Raw genomic sequence first — 15720 nt, forward strand, 5'->3', positions numbered from 1 at the left:
GATGAGAAGGCCCCAGGCGAGCCTGGTGCTGCCGCTGGCCCGCCAAAACTTCCAGCAAGTCAGTGGACCCGAGGACATTTCCTCCGGATACCTGCAGTATCTCACTGACGAGAGCCGGTTTGGAGAGGGCAGTGCTGACCGGATAGTTTTCCCCGATAGGGAGGAGCACGTGGTCCAGGTCCTTTTTGATGCCAACAGCACGGGCGAACCCGTGACCGTGTCGGGAGGGAGAACCGGCATCGTCGGCGGGGCGATACCCATGGGCGGTACGCTGATGAGCCTTGAACGCATGAACCGGATCCTTGGCGTGAGACAAGACGGCAGTGACTGGTTTCTCCGGCTGGAACCCGGGGTAAGCGTAAGAGGGCTCGATACAGCACTCACTGGAGGCCTGGAGGGCTTGGGGGAACCCTTTGATGCCCGGCGGTACTTCTACCCGATTGACCCCACGGAAGACACCGCACACATCGGCGGCACCGTCGCCACCAACGCCTCGGGCAGCCGTAGCCTGTTCTATGGCGTGACCCGGGAGTACGTGGAGTCTATCAGGGTGGTGCTGCCCACGGGCCATACCCTCGCGATCTCCAGGGGTGAATTTCGCGCAGCAAGGGGAGGCGCCTTTGTCCTGGAGCGGGCTGGCCACGAGGTCCAGGTTCCTGTACCGGCCTACAGGAGGCCTGCCGTCAAGAATGTGGCAGGCTTCTATACCGCCAGCGAGATCGACTTGCTGGACATTTTCATCGGTTCTGAAGGTACTCTGGGTGTCATTACGGAGGTGGAAATAAGGCTTGTCCCGAGACCTCCTATGCTCTTTACCGGGCTTGCCTTCTTCTCCTCACGGGAGCAGGCCGTGAGTTTCGTTCGGCTTGCCAGGGGTGATGGGGACAAGAACGTACCCGTGTATCCCCTTTCCCTGGAGTACCTGGACTCCCTTTCCCTCCGCCTCCTTGAGAGGCACGCCCAGGAGGTACCCCGAGCGGGATACCCGCCATTCCCTCCAGGCTCCGAGGCTGCCATCCTCTTCGAGGAGGCGTGCGATGACACTGTGCTGGAGGCAGTGTACGAGGCCTGGGAACAGGTGATTGCAGCCGCGGGGTCCAGCATGGATGACACCTGGGGAGGGGTGGATCAAGCCTCAGCGTCCCCCATCAAGAGGCTAAGGCACACACTGCCAGAGGCGGTGAACGCGACCGTCGCCCGTAACCGCCAGGCCTGCCCCACGGTGTACAAGGTAGGGACGGACATGGCCGTGGAGGACGCATTGCTCGACGAGTTCGTCTTTACGCATGATGCCATCCTAGGACCTTCAGGCCTTGACTACGTGGTATTCGGCCATATCGGCCAGAACCACCTCCACGCAAACCTCTTCCCCAAGACGCCTGAGGAGCTCAGGGTATCTCAGGAACTGGTGCGGGAACTAGCCGGGAGGGTAGTGGCCATGGGCGGGAGCCCACTGGTAGAGCACGGCGGAGGCAGGCTCAAGCATACCTACGTGCGAATGATATACGGCGAAGAAGGCCTTGCCGAGATGGCGGCGCTGAAGAGAGCCCTGGACCCACGGAATGTGCTGAACCGTGGCGTTCTGCTTGACCCGGAGGTGTTGAATTGAGGTGAGAGGGAAGACCCAGGGCATTCAAGCGGTGGTATTCGATCTCGATGGCACCCTGGTTGATTCCTTTGACACAATAATCCAGGCGTTCAACCATACCATGGATCAGTTCGGCCTTGAGCGATTGCCCAGGGAATGCATCCGGCGAAGCGTGGGGATTAGCCTGCGACAGATCATGGCGGAGCACGTGGCACCCGGAGAGGTGGATAAGGCCGTAGGGATCTACCGTGCCAGGCAGATGCAGATACTCTTTGAAGGGACACGTCTTATGCCCGGAGCCAAGGAGACCCTGGAGCTACTCCATGAAGACGGGTACTGCCTGGGGGTTCTCACCAACAAGCCTGGATGGATGGCCAGGACCATCCTGCAACACTACGGCTTGGCGCCCCTTTTGGGGGTCATCCTGGGCATTGACGAGGTGAACAGGCCCAAACCTGAAGCTGACGGTATCGCGGCGGCAGCCAGTTGCCTTGGAGCCTCGCTTCTGAGCCTGGTCTATGTGGGAGATTCCCCTGTGGATGTGGAGGCCGCCGCCAAGGCACAGGTTCCCGCCATCATTGTGGAGGGAGGGGCGGCAAGCCCGGAGGACCTCTCCAGGATGATTGGGATTACGGTGGTCCCAAGCCTCCACCACCTCCCGGACCTCTTGATGAACCTCTCCTGTAAGGGACGGGCAGGGGACACGGTGCCCCCACCGGAAGTCGCCGGGGCACCTGCGAAAGTATCCCATGGCTGAGCTCATCCTGGTAAGACATGGCGAGACCTTGTGGAACAGGGAAGCCAGGTGGCAGGGCCAGGAGAACGTGCCCTTGAGCAAGATGGGGTTGGAGCAGGCCGGGTGCTTGGCACGCCGGTTTGCCCACCTCGGCAGTGCGCCACTGTGGTCTAGCGACCTGGAGCGGGCCACCCGCACTGCAGAGGGGATAGCCTCGGTGACTGGGAGCAGCACCAGGGTCCACCCGGGTCTAAGGGAGGTACTCATGGGCTGCTGGCAGGGCCTTACCCACCCTGAAGTCCTCGCCAAGTACCCCAAGAGCTGTGATGAGTACTTCTCGGACTTCGTCCAGGGGAGGGCCCCAAGGGGCGAATCCTTCGGGGAGATGGCTGGCCGGGTCAGGGCAGCCCTGGACCTAGTCGTCTCGGAGGCGGGGGGCAGGCCATGCGTTGTTGTAACCCATGGAGGGCCTATCAAGGCCGCAGTCTGTGATGTCCTTGGGATTTCCTACGACAACCGGTGGCGGCTGGCAGTGGATAATGCCAGCGTCACCCGGGTCTACTGGCACCATGAGCGCGGCGCCCTTCTATCCCTGAATGACACCTGCCATCTGGGCCGGCATACTGGAAGACCGGGCTGGGGAATATGATGGTCCAGGGTGGCAAGGATGTTACAGTCGGCATTGCGGTGGGTGGCTCGCCTTGCCCTGTCGGTGACCTCGGCGGCCCTATGGGGAGGCGGAAGCCTAGTGCTGGTCATGTGGATAAGAGAGGGATACCGCCCTCCGGGCTACTGGTCTTTCTTGCCCTACGGTGGTGAACCCTGGCGGTCTGCTGTGCTTTTCGGTGCCGTGGGCGCCTCAGCACTGCTTTGCTGGTCATGCCTGCCCAGGAAACTCGGCCCCATCCAGGGAGGGTTCTTCTCGGGCCTCCTGGCTGGGGGCGTCACACTCCTCGGATTGGTCCAAGGTGACAACCGGTGCCAGGCAGCAGCCCGCCTGGTTACCCAACGCCCCTGGGACATCGGCTTCTTCCTGGTGTGCGCCATCCTGGCCGCCTTGGGAGCCTGCATGGCATGGGAGGTGACAGCGGGAACCTTCCGGAAGGAGCCATTACTCCAGGAGAGAATTCCCCTTGGCAATGGCCACTTCGCTAGGAGGAGAATCCATGCGACCCGAGTGCTACGTGGTGCTGGACCTGGAAACCACAGGCCTTGACCCCGCCCAGGAGGCCATCATAGAACTGGGCGCTGTCAAGGTCCGCGATGGAAGGGAAGCCGGCAGGTTCCAGTCCCTGGTCAACCCGGGACGTGACATCCCCTTCCGGGTGCGCCGGTTAACGGGGATAGACCAGGACGTTGTGGATTCGGCCCCTGGCATCTTTTCCGTGCTGCCGCATTTCCTCAGTTTCCTGGAGGACCTTCCCCTGGTGACCCACAACGCTTCTTTCGACATGTCCTTTCTGGCGGCCACCGGGCTCAGGGCGGGCATCCCTCCCCTGGACAACCCCGTTTGGGACTCCTGGGAGCTCGCCCGGCTCGCACTTCCAGCAGCAAAGGGGCACTCCTTGGCCTGCTTGGCGCAGTCTTTGGGCGTCAAACCCACCGGCTCCCACCGGGCCCTCCCCGACGCCATCACCCTGTCGGAAGTGTTTCGCGGCCTGGTAGAGGAGTTGCCCCACATGGGCCGGGAGACAGCCTCCTCCATACTGGAACTGATGGGGAAGGGATGGCCCCTGGGCCCCCTCATCAAGTTGGGCCTGGACTCCCCGGGGCAAGACAACCAGGTTGTCCACGGCTGGCTCCCCCTGGAGGAACGCCAGGTAACAAGGCTTCTAGACCCTTCAGAGTGCCGTTCCTTCCTGGAGCCGGGGGGAGCCATGGAACGTGCCCTACCCTCCTACGAGCCCAGGGAAGGCCAGCTCGAGATGCTGGAGGCTGTCATCCAGGCCTTCAACTTGAATGGGCTCGCCGCCATACAGGCGGGAACGGGCACCGGGAAGTCCATGGCATACCTAATCCCATCTGCCCTGTGGGCGATGGAGAACGAGTCCAGGGTGGTGGTGAGCACCCATACCATAGCCCTCCAGGAGCAGCTCGCAGGCAAGGACATACCCCTGCTTGAGAGGGTGCTGGGCGCCCGCCTGCGTGTGTGCGCCTTGAAGGGCAGGGAAAACTACCTGTGCTGGAGGAAGTGGGAGGGTTTTCGCGGCGCCAGGCTCACCATGGGACCCGAGGAGAGAAGGTTCGCAGCACTCTTGACAGCCTGGCTCTCCAAGACCAGGACTGGGGACAGGGGGGAACTGAACCTGCTGCCCCAGGAGTATGGCCTTTGGCCCATGGTGGGCGGGGAGGAGGGATGCCCCACCGGAGGCTGCCGGTTCCGCAACAGGTGCTTCACACGCCTGGCTAGGGGTAACGCCAGGGGTGCCCACCTGGTGGTGGTCAATCACTCTCTCCTTCTTTCCGATGTGAAGGCCCGAAACGCTGTGATACCCTGCTATGAGCACCTGGTGATTGACGAGGCCCATCACCTGGACGAACAGGCCTCTCAGCATCTTGGCGTGCACCTGGACCTCTCCTTTGTCCTTAGGTTCCTCCGGGCCTATGCTCATGGCGAGGGTGAAGCAGGCAAGGGCGCATTTACAGCAATGGAGCGGCGCATCCTGCGGCTCCTGGGCAGGCAGGAGTGGGTGGTGGAAATGCTGGGGAGGGCCAGGGCCTCACTGTCAGAGGCACTGTCCTCCGCGGAGTCCGCCGCTGGCTTGGTGGCCTCCTTTGTCCGGGGGATGCAGGTTGAACCCGATGAGCCCTACCCAGTCTTTCGTTTTGGGGCCCGCCACCGGCAGGACCAGCCCTTCATGGCCTTGCAGGAAGAGGGAGGGAGACTGGCCGGGCAACTAAAAACCGTCTCAGATGCCCTAGGCAGACTTGCGGACGCGCTAGACGAGGGACATGAAGACCTGAAGGCAGACCTTGCAGGTAAGGGTGTGCGCCTTGCCCGGTGGGCAGCCGAGGTGGGATGGATCACCGGTGAACATGATGAAGACTGGGTTTACTGGGCGGAGGCTGGCCGGAAGGAGGAGGTGTCCCTTCACGCGTCCTTGATAGACAGCGGGGACATCTTGAGAGATAGGCTCTTCAGGCCCTTGAAGAGCTGCGTGATGACCTCCGCAACCCTGGCCATGGGGGAGAGCTTCGACTACTTCCTCCGGCCTCTAGGCCTGCAGGGACTCCCCGTGACTGCCGTGGACATACCCTCATCCTTCAGGTACGATTCCCGGGTGTATCTTGCTGTTGCCTCGGACATGCCCCTGCCATCCTCCTCAGAATTCGAGACTGCCTCGGCCGCCTTCATCAAGGAACTCGCCATGACCCTGGAAGGTAGGACCCTGGCCCTGTTCACTTCCCACTTCATGTTGAGGTCGGTATCCGAGGCCATCCGGGGCCACCTTGAGGACCAGGGTATAGGCGTGCTGGCTCAGGGCGTGGATGGTTCCCGGACTGGCATCCTGGAGGAGTTCCGGGCTCAGCCCCGCTCTTTGCTGCTGGGTTCGTCCAGCTTCTGGGAGGGCGTGGATGTGCCTGGCGAGGGTCTCAGTGCCGTGGTGCTGGTCAGGCTTCCCTTCCGGCCTCCGAGTCGCCCCCTGGCCGCGGCCAGGCGTGAGAGGCTGCAAGCCCTGGGCAGGCATCCCTTCTACGCCCTGAGCCTTCCCGAAGCCACGCTTAAGCTGAAGCAGGGATTTGGCCGGCTCATGCGGTCGTCGCAGGACAGGGGAGTAGTCGTCATTCTTGACCCTAGGGCGTCCCCAGGGGGTTCCGCTTACTGGTCTCACCTGATCGGGTCCTTGCCCAGAGCCCAGTTTTACAGTGGCTCCAGGGCCAACATACTGGAGGCGGCGTGGACCTTTGTGCATAACCGCGGTCCCGTGCCGATTGAGGAGGTCTTAGATTGCTGGCACTCCTGACCAATGACGATGGCATATACGCCCCGGGCCTCTCTGCGATGAGGGCTGCTCTGGAGGCTCAGGGGGACCTTGAGGTATTCGTCATTGCCCCTGACAGGGAGAGAAGCGCGTGCGGCCACGCCATTACCATGCACAAGCCCCTCATGGTAGAGCAGGTGCCACTACCCGATGGTAAGAGCCCCGGCTACCTGGTGGCAGGCACACCAGCCGATTGTGTGAAGCTCGGGGTTGAGGCGCTGCTTTCCACGGCCCCGGACCTCGTCATCTCAGGGATTAACCGTGGCCAGAACCTGGGCACGGACGTGTTCTACTCCGGCACCGTCTCCGCTGCAATCGAAGGTGCCATCCTCGGGATCCCCTCCATAGCCATATCCCTAGCTGGCTGGGAGGACCCGGACTACTCCCTGGCAGCCTCCTTCGGCAGCCACCTTGCCCGGAGGGTGCTGGAGAGGGGCCTTCCTCCTTCGACCCTTCTCAACGTCAACGTTCCTGCCCGGGAGCGGTCTGAGATCACCGGTGTCTGCGTGACCAGGCTGGGAGTGCTCCGCTATGTCAACGTCTTCGACAAGAGGGTCGACCCCAGGGGGCGGATCTACTACTGGATGGCCGGTCAGGTCGATGAAGGCAGTGAAGAGGGCACGGATGACTGGGCCATTAAGCAGAACATGGTCTCGGTCACCCCGGTGCAATTGGACCTTACTGCTCACAAGACCATGAAATACCTGGAGGGCTGGGACCTCAGTACCCATGAGGAGAGGGAGGATAGGGGTGTCTGAGGTTTGCCTCATCTACCACCATGACTACCTGGAACACAGGACCGGGGACGGTCACCTGGAAGCCCCCGGGCGCCTGCGGGCCATCCTCGATCTCCTTGACAGGGAGGGGGTTCTCTCACGGCTGCACGTGGCTAAGCCAAGGGAGGCCACGCTAGAGGAACTGTGCCTTGCCCATTCCCCGGGATACGTGGAAGTACTCAGGGCATTCGGGGATTCAGGAGGCGGCTACTTGGACCCTGATACCTTCATGAGCCCAGGGTCCTTCAGGGCTGCCTCCCTTGGGGCAGGGGGTACCATTGAAGCAGTGGAAGCCTGCCTAGCCGGCCTGTACCCCTCAACCTTCGTCCTAGCTAGACCCCCTGGGCACCACGCCAGCCGGTCCCAGGCCACGGGGTTTTGCCTGTTTAACAACGTTGTGGTAGGTGCCCTTCACGCCCTCAGGCACCCCGGGATAAGAAGGGTTCTGGTGATAGACTGGGACCTCCATCACGGGAACGGCACTGAGAGCCTCCTGTATCAGCGCCAGGATGTCCTCTACTTCTCCGTTCACCAGAGCCCATGCTACCCAGGGACGGGTTCCCTGCAGGACCTGGGAGATGGGGAGGGGCTGGGATACAATCTCAACGTACCCCTCCCAGGGGGCGTGGGAGATCGCGGCTATGACATGGTGTTCCAGGAGATCTTGATGCCCGTCGCCCTGCGATACCAACCTGACCTGGTGATGGTATCCGCCGGCCAGGATTGCCATCACGCAGACCCGCTGGGCGGCATGATGCTGACCACCCACGGATTTCACGGCATGGCCCGCCAGGCCAGGGAGATAGCCAGGGAGTGTGCCGCGGGGAGGATTGTCCTTTGCCTTGAGGGCGGCTACCATCTTGAGGCGTTGTCCCATAGTGTCCTGGCCATCATTGACGCCTTGGGAGACCTCGGCCTTGATGTGACCGATCCCCTGGGCGACCCTGGAGAGACCCCTGTGGAGAGGATCCGGGACAGGCTCGCTCAAGTCCGTAATGTGATGTCACCCCACTGGCAGTGCCTGGCATGAGTGCATCTGGGGCCGCATAGGAATCCACCAGAGAACCTCTGCAGGGAGGTGTGGTGGATGGCCCGGGTGGAGCGGGTTACGGAGACCAAGGCTACCCGTCTTGATGTCGTCTCGGTACTGTCAGGCGTGCTGGTGGCCTTTGCGGCCAGCTTAGTCCTGGCGGTGATCCTGGCTCTTGCCGTGCTCTGGGGCGGGTTAGGTGAGACCGCCACCTCCTGGTCCCTGAGGGTAGGCGCCCTCCTAGCGGTGGCATGCGGTGGTGCCTTCAGCGCTAAGATGGCACAGGGACGAGGGCTTCTTCACGGGGTCTTGGCAGGATTAATCTACAGCATAGCCTGCGTGGTCATCGCATCCCTTGTGCCGGGCATTCCCCCCTTATCCCTCTTCAGGCACCTGGGGCTCGGGGTACTGGCCGGGGGCATAGGCGGGGTGGTTGGAGTTAATTCTTGATAGGTATCAATGGGCTGACCTCCGGGCATAATACCCACCGAATGGTGAGACTGCCAGGAAGCGGGGGTTAGCCCGTCATGATCCAAAGCAGGGTTTTCGTGACCTGTGCCCTGGTATTGCTCCTCGGCTTAATCGAAGTTGAGGCTACAGCCTCACCCCTGGTGCGCCGGGGAAGCAGGGGAGCGGAGGTTACGGCAATACAGACTACCCTCAAGGACCTGGGATATCACCCCGGTCCCATTGATGGGGTCTTCGGGCCCCTTACTGAGAGGGCCGTGAAGGCCCTTCAAAAGGATCACGGCCTGCTGGTAGACGGCTTGGTCGGCAGCAACACCAGGCTGGCCTTGCAGGGATCCCCTAGCGTTACACCCCCGGACATGTACACAGTGCAGGCTGGTGACACCCTGGTCTCCATAGCCAAGAAGTATGGCCTTAACCCGATCCAGCTGGCCAGGAACAACAGCATCAGAAGCGAGATCCTCTATATTGGGCAGGCCTTGACCCTAAGGCCTCCACCTGTGAAAGAGGCATTTATGGAGCCTCCGCCTTCAAAAAGGGTCGCCTTGACCTTCAACGATGGACCCTTCCCAGGTTCTACCCCGAGAATCCTGGACATCCTGAAGGAAAGGGAAATCAAAGCAACCTTCTTCATTGTGGGATCCCTCCTTGAGGCCCAGCCAGGCCTTGGCGCTCGCATTATCAAAGAAGGTCACGAGATGGGAAATCATTCCTACCGTCACAGATCCTTCAGCGAATTGGATCCTGCTGAGGTGTGGGAAGAGATGCGCCTGGCTCAACGGGTTATTGATAGCTATCAGTCTGGGCCTCGCTACTTCAGACCCCCCTATGCCCACGTGTCGAATATGGTGAGGAGTGCGGCACGAGAAGTAGGTGTACAAATAGTACTCTGGACTCACCTGGGCATAAAAGACTACCCTGAGCCAAGAGACCTGGAGAACTGGGTTAATATCCTAATCGCCGATTCCAGGGATGGCTCAGTACTCATGCTCCACGACGGGCCTACCTTTGCCTACAGGGTACTGCCATTGCTTTTGGATAGACTGGAGGCCCAGGGATTCTCAGTGGTTTCGCTGTCAACATTGCTGGGATCTTGGGACCTAACCAGTCCCCCCACTTCAGGCCAGTGATAACCTGGCCGTCACTCGACCATCCGGCTGGGGTTCTCCACCCAGGAGAGGACGTCTTGGCAACGCTTCACCATTTGTCCGATCTGCGACAGTGCCCGGCTTTGCATCATTGAGCCGTGGGCCTGCGCCATCGAGGAGATTGCCTGCTCAAGGCCAGCACTCACCTGTGAATCGGCCTTGGACTGGTGACTTGAAAGACCCTCTGCCAGTTTGGTCAGGACCTGCTTGACCTGGGGCAGGTTGCCCTGGAGCTCCCCTGCACCGCCCGCGGCGAAGCGATAGAGCTGGTTTGCCAGGTCGGACAGTTCAACTAGGCGCTGGCTCTCACCCAGGTAGGTAAAGGTTTGGTTTAGCGCCCCGCTCAATTGCTGCTCAGAGGAGAGCTGCTGTTCCCTGACACTGTTCTGCAGCTGGTAGAGTACCTTGCTCATGTCCTGGACTGGGTTCTTGGTCACCCCCGGCGTTTGGGTGCCCGGGTCTTGGGGAGCGTCAATGGGCACGTAATTAGCCTCTTGCTTCCTAGACTCATCGGCGGGACCGTCCGTCTTCTTTGACATCTTCGTATACCTCCCTGAATAAATGGCCCTGGATAGGACCATGATATGGCTAGGATGGGCTCGAATGAGCCCATCCTAGGGACAGTCAGGCTTCCGGCGTCACCAGCGATTCTTGGGCGAACCTGATCATGGCCCTCACCATCCGGCCACCTATGCGGCCTCCGACAAGGCCACATTCCCGGGATGCCATAAGAGGCCAGCCTACCGCCTCGATCTTAGGCATCAAGCCTAGTTCGGAGGCAACTTCATACTTGAACGTATCCAGCGTACTCTCTGGCAGCAGTTTCGGGGCTAAACGCGCCAATTCCGTTCACCTCCTTCAAGTTTAGTCTTCGCATAGCGCCCTTGCCATTATGTTAGAGGCATTCTGGTAAGGCGGTCGCGAAATGAACAAGTGACCTCCCCTGGAAGGGAATTCATTTCTTGTCGAGAAATAACGAGAAAACGCGAGGGAGTGTACTGGCATGACCCATTTCCTCCGCGTAGGATTTCTCGGGGAGAGGGCCAGGGAGCTCAGAGGCGATGCTGTCAGGCTGAAGGAGCTCCTCTCTGGGCTCGAGCTGTCTGACCGGGAGCCCTTGGCGGTGCGCGAGATAGAGTCCCTGCTCAGAAGCATAGGGAAGGCCGCCGGGGAGATCCAGGAGTTCCTGGATGCCTTGCCCTCGGAGCCCTTGGTCTGGACCGGCCAGGGCTCGACGGAGGAAGTCATGGCAATGCTGGAGGCCCTTGTCCAGGCAAGGGAAGCCCGGGGGTGCCCGGACAATCCCCTATTCCGGGAGGATTAGAAACTACCAGGTAGAATTCCCTTCATGGAAGGGGGCCTAGGACTTGCCCATATATGAGTTCAAGTGTTCATCCTGTGGTGAGAAGTTCGAGCGCCTGTGCCGGATGGGTGAAGATAGCCCCGGCCCATGCCCAGGATGCGGTTCAGACGCATCCAAGAAGGTGCTCTCCCTGTTCGCCGGGAAGGGCTCCAAGGGTTCGGCCTGCTCTGGGTGCTCTTCCTCGAAGTGCTCGTCATGCCATTGAAAGGGGGGGTACGCGTGAATCTGCGCGTTAACGGTCATGTCGCACAGTTCTTTCCTGGAGGAAAGGCAGTGCACGAAATGACCCTTGAGGAACCCGCCAGCGTCAGGGAGGTCCTTGGGAGGCTCTCAGTCAACCCGCAGCTAGTCATGGCTGTGTACATTAACAACGAGAAACGGGACCTCGATTGCCTGGTAAATGATGGCGACGAGGTATTGCTGCTCTCGCCTGTTTCCGGAGGCTAGGGTTGGAGCTCCTGCGCATAAACGAGGACGCATGGCTGCTGCCCGGGCGAACCTGCCTGGGCATCATCCAGTCCCAGGGCCAAGCTCTATTGGTGGACTCAGGCAATGGACCGGATTCGGCAAAGAAGGCGCTCCGGGCCATTGAGGGCGCAGGTTGGAGACTGGCGGGGATCCTGAATACCCATGCCCATGCGGATCACTACGGCGGCAACGGTGTACTGACCCGGAAAACGCAGGCGCCAGTGTTTGCCAGTGAGCTGGAGGCGCTTGTGATGAAGTACCCTGTGCTGGAACCCGCCGCCATCTTCGGAGCCTACCCTCCGCCCAACCTCAAGAACAGTTTTCTAATGGCCGCAGCGTCTCCTGTGGATCGCCTGGTGGCGCCGGGAGAGGCCTTGAGAGTGGGGGAGAGGGTATGCCAAGCTGTGTCCCTGAGCGGCCATTCCATGGGCCAGGTAGGGCTAGCTTGCGGTGAGATCCTTTTTGCCGGGGACGCCTTTATCGGCCAAGCGACACTGGAGAGAAACCCCATACCCTACAACGTGGACACCAAGAGGGCTCTTGAAAGCCTTGATCTGATGGAGACAGCCGGCTACCACCGCATCGTGGCTAGTCACACTCAACCGGAAGAAGACCACAGGCGCTCCCTGAGGCTGTACAGGCAACGCATCCTCCAGGTTGCTGATTCGCTGCTTTTTTTCCTAGAGAGTGGACCATCCACCACCGAGAGGCTCCTGGGAGCCGTATGCGAGAAGTACGGATCCCCGCTGAAGGCCCCAACCCAGTACTATCTCATGCGGTCGGCGATAGCCTCCATTCTTTCCTACCTCAGAGAGAAGGGTGAAATCGCCATGTCGTGCACGCGAGGGGAGATGTTTTGGCACACTCACGTGCGTATATAGGGGTTATAGGCCCCAGTGAGTGCACTGAGGCTGAGTACCTTTTGGCCCAGGAAGTGGGGAGCCTCATTGCCCGCAGCGGCGCTGTGCTGGTTACGGGCGGCCGTGGGGGTGTCATGGAGGCGGCTTCACGGGGTGCCAGGGAGTCCGGCGGGCTGACCATTGGCATCCTCCCAGGGCTTGACAGGGCCTCCGGAAACCGGTACCTTGACGTGGTTATCCCAACAGGGCTCGGCTCAGCCCGGAACGCCATCGTGGTGTCCGCCTCTGACGCGCTCATAGCCATCTCAGGGGGTTACGGAACCCTCTCAGAAATAGGGCTGGCACTGAAAGCAGGAAGGGCAGTGGTAGGGCTGAATACTTGGCAGGTTTTGCCACAGGGGAGGGGAGGGGACCCCATAATACGGGCATCCAGCGCAGCCCAGGCCGTGACGCTTGCGCTGGGGCACACAACCCCTGGATGAGGTCGCATCATACTTTCTTTGGCATACTAGCCCTGAACGAGTAGCGGCGGGAACTGAACCCGGACAGGATACGGAGGAAAGACCGCCGGTCTCCCACGAACCTCGACCGGGTTGGGAGGTCCATTTCCCCAACGCGGAGACAGCAACACTGAACCTGGCAGGTTTTGCCACACGAAAGGGGAGGGGACCCCATAGTGGGGGCCTCAAGCCCAGCCTATGCCGTGGATCTGGCGCTGAAAAACTAAAAAATGCAGATAGACTTAGGCGTCATAGATATCTCCGCTTTTTGGCATACTACCCATGAAACACATAAGAGGAGGTGCACTGATGCCCCACCACATTCAACAGAACATTCAGCAGTGCATTCAGACCTGCCACCAGCAGGCGAACGAGCTCAGATCCCTGGCAAACCAGGCCCCTGAGACCTCGCTGAGGAACATGCTTACAGAGGGCGCTCACCACATTGAGATGTGTATTCGAGAGTGTGAGTTTTGCGTGGAGAGGATCCAGCAGCCTCAGGCTCAGGCTCAAACCCAGGTTACGGGTTACCATCCCGGGCAGTTCCAGGCGCCGCAGTACCAGCCAGGCCAGTACCAGCCGGGACTCCCCAGGTAGAATTGGAAAGGTTGCCCCTGCGTAACAGTACAGCTAGGAGTAGGAGGCCTTCTACCCGGCACCCCGGGGGGAGGGCCTCTTTCACGGGACCTTCATGTGTTACTTCCTATAACATATATTATGTCATCTAATTGCTGCCGGAGGAAGACCACTGGAAATGGGAGCCCCGGGATAGTGATCAGGCACCCTTACCCGTCATGTGGTCCACTTCAATCACAATCACGCATACACCATCGACTTCCGCAAGGTCTCCCTGGGCCAGAGGCGGAATGCCGTCAACGGAATAGCGGCAGCACAAGGCATCCAGGAGGTCCCGCTTCTCGCCGGGATCCGTGGAGAGCCTCGCTTGGCCGAAGCACATAACGCTCTCGTAGTGCGCGCCCCACGTGCAGGCTCGATCTCCCGGCTGGAACCCTAGGAGGGTATCCACCTCGAAGCACACGGCATGCCCTGTGGAGAGAATATCGATCTTTAGGCCCTCCCGGGCCGAGTGTATGATGATCTTGCCGTCAAGATACGAAAAGAAAACGGGTACGACGTAGGGGAATGTACCATCAGTGAGACCGAGCCGTCCAACGCGCTCCCGCCGGAGCAATTCAACGCAACGCTCGTGGGAGAGCACCTTGGATGACCTTCGCATAGGCCTCTTCCACGCCAGTGATCTGTTGTCTCCGTTCATGCTTTGGAAGGCTCTCCTCGAAGACCTCCCGACTCACCTCTCTTTCGTTCTCTCAACTCTCTTAGAGGTCTTTAAACTTAACGGCCGTGCCATAGACCAAGACCTCAGCCGCCCCGGACATCACTGCCGAGGTTGAAAACCTTACAGACACCACAGCATCGGCGCCCAAGCCCTCGGCTTCCTGGACCATCCTGGACAGTGCCTCTTCCCGAGCCTTGCTGAGAAGCTGGGAGTATTCTCTAACCTCTCCTCCGACCAGGTTCCTGAGGCCCGCCATGATGTCATTTCCAAGGTGCCTTGCCCTGATCGTGCTTCCCTTGACCATGCCTAAGGCCTTGACGACCTCCCTTCCAGGTACAACGCCTGTCGTGTAGACGTCCAATTTCACTCCCCCCCACCGGCAATCTTGTCCCTGATGGCCACCACCACGATGATTAGCAGACCCGATGCCGCCAAGAACAGGCCAACCTTGACAGCCCCCGGGAGTCTCAGCACATCCACGAGCAGGGGCCGCAATGCAAACCCTAGCAGCACCATCACACCTAGGAGCAGGAGCACAAGACCCACGGTCTTCATTTACATCACCCACCGAGTAAGAGGTACTGGAAGCCAATACCAAGAAGATTTGGCACTCCGCTTGATGTGGGGGTTTGAACTCCCTGTGATTTCTGGAGTGGAAACCGCAAGTCCTGCCAACACCGGCGGGAGGTGTTCATTCCTCGCCCAGTATTCCAGTATCGCCGGCTGTTTCGGCGTCGATAGGCCACACCAATGTATCCTTCCGCTTTCGCTGACGCGGGCGGTACTCATCCTCCTCCGAAAGGGCTTCCTCTTGGCCGCCCTCCCAAGGGGTTTCGTGGGCAAAATCCTCGAAGGGATCCCAAAGGGGCCGCTTGGGCCAAGGTGACTGCATCTGGTCGACTGGCACGGCCAACACTCCCCCCTTTTATGGGGTTAGTGTTTCACCTGGCTGACCTGCTATTCCCCGGCCAAGTCAATGGGAAACCTAAGCACCTGCCCAGGGAAAATGTTCGCGCTTGCCAGCCTGTTTTCCTTCCTTATGCGGTATATCACATACCTCGTATCCCGTGACGGAGCCAATTTCTTCGCGATATTCCAGAGGTTGTCCCCGGGTACCACCGTAACCTCCAGGACTCGAGGCCGGAATGACTCGGGTTCAGGATCCGCTGAACGCGCCACTGACCTCGCTCCCAGCATCACCGCGAGCACTACCGCTCCGACTACCAGGCACCTTCCCCAGGCTGTCCCTCTACTAGTGCATGAGCGAGGATAGATGGATCCGAAGTACTTCAATGGGACTCACCTCCTTACTTGAAGGTATACGAACATGTGTTCGTTGTCAAGGGGCAATATCAAGAAACCCGTTGCTATGCAAAGGGTGCACGACAATCTTATGAGTAAATAATTGGCAATTCCACTTTAGAGAACCTACCGGAGGCTATTCGGCCGATAGCGAGCCCAGAATTCGTCAAATCTGCCGCTGAGCAGGCAGCAGCGCAAGGC

At 60.1% G+C, this 15720-nt stretch carries 21 protein-coding genes; 15 read left to right on the forward strand and 6 right to left on the reverse strand.

Features of this window, described 5'->3' with window-relative positions; translation table 11 throughout:
* The first annotated feature begins 1 nt into the window (after position 1).
* The 9 genes from AB1576_01845 (at position 2) to AB1576_01885 (ending at position 9711) form a co-directional block, all read left to right on the forward strand.
* Entirely contained in the window at positions 2-1609 is a 1608-nt protein-coding gene (locus AB1576_01845) for an FAD-binding oxidoreductase (protein MEW6080535.1), read from the forward strand.
* A gap of 1 nt (position 1610) precedes the next feature.
* Positions 1611-2345 (forward strand): HAD family hydrolase, encoded by a 735-nt coding sequence (locus AB1576_01850; GenBank protein MEW6080536.1) that lies wholly within the window; start codon positions 1611-1613, stop codon positions 2343-2345.
* Positions 2338-2973: a histidine phosphatase family protein gene (locus tag AB1576_01855; GenBank protein MEW6080537.1), complete on the forward strand. Its 636-nt coding sequence runs from the start codon at positions 2338-2340 to the stop codon at positions 2971-2973. The genes AB1576_01850 and AB1576_01855 overlap by 8 nt, the downstream gene beginning before the upstream one ends.
* Positions 2974-3072: 99 nt before the next feature.
* Positions 3073-3540, forward strand: coding sequence for a hypothetical protein (locus tag AB1576_01860; protein MEW6080538.1), 468 nt, complete (start codon positions 3073-3075; stop codon positions 3538-3540).
* Positions 3491-6289 (forward strand): helicase C-terminal domain-containing protein, encoded by a 2799-nt coding sequence (locus AB1576_01865; GenBank protein MEW6080539.1) that lies wholly within the window; start codon positions 3491-3493, stop codon positions 6287-6289. The genes AB1576_01860 and AB1576_01865 overlap by 50 nt, the downstream gene beginning before the upstream one ends.
* A complete protein-coding gene (surE, locus tag AB1576_01870) occupies positions 6274-7065 on the forward strand; it encodes a 5'/3'-nucleotidase SurE (protein ID MEW6080540.1) in 792 nt (263 codons plus the stop codon). Before AB1576_01865 ends, surE begins: the two co-directional genes overlap by 16 nt.
* Positions 7058-8113: a histone deacetylase gene (locus AB1576_01875; protein ID MEW6080541.1), complete on the forward strand. Its 1056-nt coding sequence runs from the start codon at positions 7058-7060 to the stop codon at positions 8111-8113. Before surE ends, AB1576_01875 begins: the two co-directional genes overlap by 8 nt.
* Positions 8114-8170: 57 nt before the next feature.
* Positions 8171-8563: a TIGR04086 family membrane protein gene (locus AB1576_01880; protein ID MEW6080542.1), complete on the forward strand. Its 393-nt coding sequence runs from the start codon at positions 8171-8173 to the stop codon at positions 8561-8563.
* A gap of 77 nt (positions 8564-8640) precedes the next feature.
* Positions 8641-9711 (forward strand): polysaccharide deacetylase family protein, encoded by a 1071-nt coding sequence (locus AB1576_01885; GenBank protein MEW6080543.1) that lies wholly within the window; start codon positions 8641-8643, stop codon positions 9709-9711.
* Positions 9712-9722: 11 nt separating this feature from the next.
* Here the strand turns inward: AB1576_01885 and AB1576_01890 are convergent, their stop codons facing one another.
* Both AB1576_01890 and AB1576_01895 read right to left on the reverse strand, forming a co-directional pair.
* Positions 9723-10268, reverse strand: a complete 546-nt coding sequence (locus tag AB1576_01890) for a hypothetical protein (protein ID MEW6080544.1) — start codon at positions 10266-10268, stop codon at positions 9723-9725.
* A gap of 85 nt (positions 10269-10353) precedes the next feature.
* Entirely contained in the window at positions 10354-10572 is a 219-nt protein-coding gene (locus tag AB1576_01895; GenBank protein MEW6080545.1) for an alpha/beta-type small acid-soluble spore protein, read from the reverse strand.
* Between the two features lie 160 nt (positions 10573-10732).
* Between AB1576_01895 and AB1576_01900 the strand changes: the two genes are divergently transcribed.
* The 6 genes from AB1576_01900 to AB1576_01925 all read left to right on the forward strand — a co-directional run bounded on the left by AB1576_01900 (position 10733) and on the right by AB1576_01925 (position 13517).
* Positions 10733-11053, forward strand: a complete 321-nt coding sequence (locus AB1576_01900) for a hypothetical protein (GenBank protein ID MEW6080546.1) — start codon at positions 10733-10735, stop codon at positions 11051-11053.
* 43 nt (positions 11054-11096) lie between these two features.
* The gene (locus tag AB1576_01905) at positions 11097-11297 is read left to right on the forward strand and encodes a zinc ribbon domain-containing protein (GenBank protein ID MEW6080547.1); all 201 of its coding nucleotides are present in this window, start codon (positions 11097-11099) and stop codon (positions 11295-11297) included.
* 14 nt (positions 11298-11311) lie between these two features.
* A complete protein-coding gene (locus tag AB1576_01910; GenBank protein ID MEW6080548.1) occupies positions 11312-11539 on the forward strand; it encodes a MoaD/ThiS family protein in 228 nt (75 codons plus the stop codon).
* Positions 11540-11541: 2 nt separating this feature from the next.
* A complete protein-coding gene (locus tag AB1576_01915; GenBank protein MEW6080549.1) occupies positions 11542-12441 on the forward strand; it encodes an MBL fold metallo-hydrolase in 900 nt (299 codons plus the stop codon).
* Complete coding sequence (locus AB1576_01920; GenBank protein MEW6080550.1) at positions 12417-12902, forward strand: TIGR00725 family protein; 486 nt, start codon at positions 12417-12419, stop codon at positions 12900-12902. Before AB1576_01915 ends, AB1576_01920 begins: the two co-directional genes overlap by 25 nt.
* 327 nt (positions 12903-13229) lie before the next feature.
* On the forward strand, positions 13230-13517 hold the full coding sequence (locus AB1576_01925) for a hypothetical protein (GenBank protein MEW6080551.1): 288 nt from the start codon (positions 13230-13232) through the stop codon (positions 13515-13517).
* Positions 13518-13695: 178 nt separating this feature from the next.
* On the opposite strand, the gene AB1576_01930 is transcribed toward AB1576_01925, so the two are convergent.
* From AB1576_01930 to AB1576_01945, 4 genes are all read right to left on the reverse strand, one after another.
* Entirely contained in the window at positions 13696-14196 is a 501-nt protein-coding gene (locus AB1576_01930; protein ID MEW6080552.1) for a pyridoxamine 5'-phosphate oxidase family protein, read from the reverse strand.
* Between the two features lie 61 nt (positions 14197-14257).
* Positions 14258-14578: a YbjQ family protein gene (locus tag AB1576_01935; protein MEW6080553.1), complete on the reverse strand. Its 321-nt coding sequence runs from the start codon at positions 14576-14578 to the stop codon at positions 14258-14260.
* Between the two features lie 2 nt (positions 14579-14580).
* Complete coding sequence (locus tag AB1576_01940; protein MEW6080554.1) at positions 14581-14772, reverse strand: hypothetical protein; 192 nt, start codon at positions 14770-14772, stop codon at positions 14581-14583.
* Between the two features lie 402 nt (positions 14773-15174).
* Entirely contained in the window at positions 15175-15510 is a 336-nt protein-coding gene (locus AB1576_01945) for a LysM peptidoglycan-binding domain-containing protein (protein ID MEW6080555.1), read from the reverse strand.
* Between the last annotated feature and the right edge of the window lie 210 nt (positions 15511-15720).

This window comes from Bacillota bacterium, assembly GCA_040754315.1.
GTDB lineage: Bacteria > Bacillota > Sulfobacillia > DUSP01 > JBFMCS01 > JBFMCS01.

Excerpts from the sequence above, each read along its gene's own strand:
- AB1576_01845 (MEW6080535.1), top strand. The coding sequence starts at position 2 with ATGAGAAGGCCCCAGGCGAGCCTGGTGCTGCCGCTGGCCCGCCAAAAC.
- AB1576_01890 (MEW6080544.1), bottom strand. The coding sequence starts at position 10,268 with ATGTCAAAGAAGACGGACGGTCCCGCCGATGAGTCTAGGAAGCAAGAG.
- AB1576_01925 (MEW6080551.1), top strand. The coding sequence starts at position 13,230 with ATGCCCCACCACATTCAACAGAACATTCAGCAGTGCATTCAGACCTGC.
- AB1576_01855 (MEW6080537.1), top strand. The coding sequence starts at position 2,338 with ATGGCTGAGCTCATCCTGGTAAGACATGGCGAGACCTTGTGGAACAGG.
- AB1576_01900 (MEW6080546.1), top strand. The coding sequence starts at position 10,733 with ATGACCCATTTCCTCCGCGTAGGATTTCTCGGGGAGAGGGCCAGGGAG.
- AB1576_01930 (MEW6080552.1), bottom strand. The coding sequence starts at position 14,196 with ATGAACGGAGACAACAGATCACTGGCGTGGAAGAGGCCTATGCGAAGG.
- AB1576_01880 (MEW6080542.1), top strand. The coding sequence starts at position 8,171 with ATGGCCCGGGTGGAGCGGGTTACGGAGACCAAGGCTACCCGTCTTGAT.
- AB1576_01940 (MEW6080554.1), bottom strand. The coding sequence starts at position 14,772 with ATGAAGACCGTGGGTCTTGTGCTCCTGCTCCTAGGTGTGATGGTGCTG.
- AB1576_01865 (MEW6080539.1), top strand. The coding sequence starts at position 3,491 with ATGCGACCCGAGTGCTACGTGGTGCTGGACCTGGAAACCACAGGCCTT.
- AB1576_01885 (MEW6080543.1), top strand. The coding sequence starts at position 8,641 with ATGATCCAAAGCAGGGTTTTCGTGACCTGTGCCCTGGTATTGCTCCTC.